The 1,673-nt window shown below is 22.9% G+C and carries 1 protein-coding gene; it reads right to left on the reverse strand.

Annotated features, from left to right (window positions below; translation table 11 throughout):
* Positions 1-319: 319 nt before the first annotated feature.
* Positions 320-1,075 (reverse strand): basic amino acid ABC transporter substrate-binding protein, encoded by a 756-nt coding sequence (locus AJ888_RS03855; protein WP_052798497.1) that lies wholly within the window; start codon positions 1,073-1,075, stop codon positions 320-322.
* Positions 1,076-1,673: the final 598 nt, after the last annotated feature.

Raw genomic sequence — 1,673 nt, forward strand, 5'->3', positions numbered from 1 at the left:
CCCCCCCCCATGGACACTTTATTTGAAATAATATTTTTACTCAAATATTTTTCTCCTTCCTTATTTAAAATGGTTTATTTTGAAATTAATTTCATATTATTTATTTTTTAATAATAATATAAAATATAAAAATAAAATAGCGGAATATTAAAATATTTAAACTTAAAATATAATTAAATATTAATTATTATAAAACTATATAGTTTGAATTTAAATTTTATTTTATAAAAAAATTGATTTAATGGGAGTAAATTTATATGAAATGTTATTTTACAAAACACAACGAAGATTTAAGTTGTATAAGCGTGAATTTTCACGCTTACTCTAGTTCATATTTTTTCATCAAAGTATTGTAAAATCCATTGGTTTTTACCTCGTCTATACCTTTGTCAAAAATTTTTACCAATTCTTTTTGTTTGTTTTTATCAAAAGCAAAGCTAAAGCCTTCTCCACCATCCATTTCTTGGTAAAAACTTATCAAGTCTGGATTTTCAGCTAAAAAACCTTTAGCAGTATCTTCATCTGCGATAATAGCATCAATTTTCTTGTTTTTTAGTGCTAAAACAGCAATATTTAAATCTTTATTACTTTGCACTTGTGCATTTTTGATAGCTTTTGCAGTATTTTCTTGTAAAGTTCCTAGTTGAACTCCTATTTTTTTACCTTCTAAATCATTTTTCGTTTGAAGTAAATTGTTACTTTTTAGTTTAAGATAAAGATTTTTACTCATATAGTAAGGTTTAGTAAAATCAACACTCTGTCTTCTTTCATCCGTTGCACTCATAGCTGAGGCAATCATATCAATTTTACCAGCTTTTAAAGCAGGTATTAGCCCATCGAAATTGGTTTCAACCCAAACAATTTTAATACCATTTTTTTGGGCAATCTCTTCTACTAGATCCGTATCAAAGCCTGTGAGTTTTGAATTTTCTTTATAATTAAAAGGTTTATAGTTTGGGGCAGTTCCAACTTTTAATTCTACGCTTGCATTTGTTTCTTTGTTTTTAGAATCATTGCAAGCGTTTAAAAATAAGCCAATCAAGGCAACTAAAACAACACTAAATATTTTTTTCATTTTCTTCCTTTGATATAAAATGTTTTAATATTATACTTATTTTAAATTTATATTTAATTAAGTCTGATTGCTTTTTGCAATTTTAAATTATATAATCTTTAAAAATATATTTTTATACAAAATTTTCAAAAACCTACCAAATATTTATATTATTTAATCCCTCTTTAAGTTTAATTGGTTATACTTTCATTTCCTTTTTTGAAAAAAGGACTTAAAATCTTTTAAATTATAAAGTTTCACTAACTGAGTAGATTTTATAAATTAACTTTATTTTAGATTTTTAAGTTTTTAAATTATTTGAGTTTTTAACTTTCTTAATTTTTTAATTTAAAACTAAAAGCTTTTTTATAAATCTTGTTTTTAATTTAAAAACTTTTCTTTTAAAAATGATTTTTTGTTTTGTTCTTTTAACTTAGTATTGTTATTCAAATCTTATTAGTCAATCTTTGAAATCTAAATAAGTGATCGATTGAGCCAGAAAGATTTAGGCATAAGCAATTATGTAAAATCTATTCAATCTAATATTAAAAAGATTAAAAGCTTTTCTTTTAATCTTTTATAACTTTTTCTTTGAAGAAAAAGATTAAACTATCTATAA

The sequence above is a fragment of the Campylobacter sp. BCW_6467 genome, assembly GCF_001762855.1.
GTDB classification, from domain to species: Bacteria; Campylobacterota; Campylobacteria; order Campylobacterales; family Campylobacteraceae; genus Campylobacter_D; species Campylobacter_D jejuni.

What these genes read in the sequence shown, in the direction of transcription:
- AJ888_RS03855 (WP_052798497.1), bottom strand. Translation starts at nt 1,075, where the DNA reads ATGAAAAAAATATTTAGTGTTGTTTTAGTTGCCTTGATTGGCTTATTT.